The organism is Dellaglioa sp. CoH-57-MRSF-19, assembly GCF_056781975.1.
This window is the reverse complement of the sequence record NZ_JBXAXW010000111.1, coordinates 1-505: the sequence shown is the minus strand read 5'-3', so window position 1 is coordinate 505 and position 505 is coordinate 1. Positions and strand designations below refer to the sequence as shown.

General features: G+C 53.9%; 1 protein-coding gene. It reads left to right on the top strand.

Annotated features, from left to right (window positions below; all coding sequences use genetic code 11):
* Positions 1 to 198: 198 nt before the first annotated feature.
* Positions 199 to 505, top strand: a 307-nt coding sequence (locus AC1RO3_RS08520; RefSeq protein ID WP_481764005.1) for a hypothetical protein, incomplete at its 3' end; no start/stop codon positions are given.

Genomic DNA, 505 nt, shown 5'->3' with positions numbered 1-505 from the left:
GTCGTCCGTATACCCTTCACCCTTTTCTGGCGTCTTTTCCGGCCCCACGTCACGTACCGTAATCATCTGGTGCATGATGTGTGGAACAGGTCGATTCATGAATTCTGTTCGGTAGTCCTCAATACCACCAGCCATGATTCGTGTACCCTCGGCTTCCGTCACAGTCGGAAATATCAAGTTCTTTGAGGCAATCATCGCATGGCACGCATCGAATTCCTTGCGGCGCGGGCTGTACTGGCGCGGCAGACACCGGGGCTTCCCAAGCGGATTCAGACCCATGTCTTCCCGGATTCGCTGCAACAAATCGATCGACTGCCACTGGTCGGCAACCATGCCCACCGCATTCGTATCGCGCGCCAACTTCAGAATCACGTTCAGGTAGATCAGGTTGAAGTTGACCTTCCTGCCGTCAAGTGGAATACATTCGAGGGCGGTGCCGACTACCGTTTTCCCTGTGTCGAAATCGTAGTGGACAGATGCAATACAGAACGAGTTGTTCGAGGAC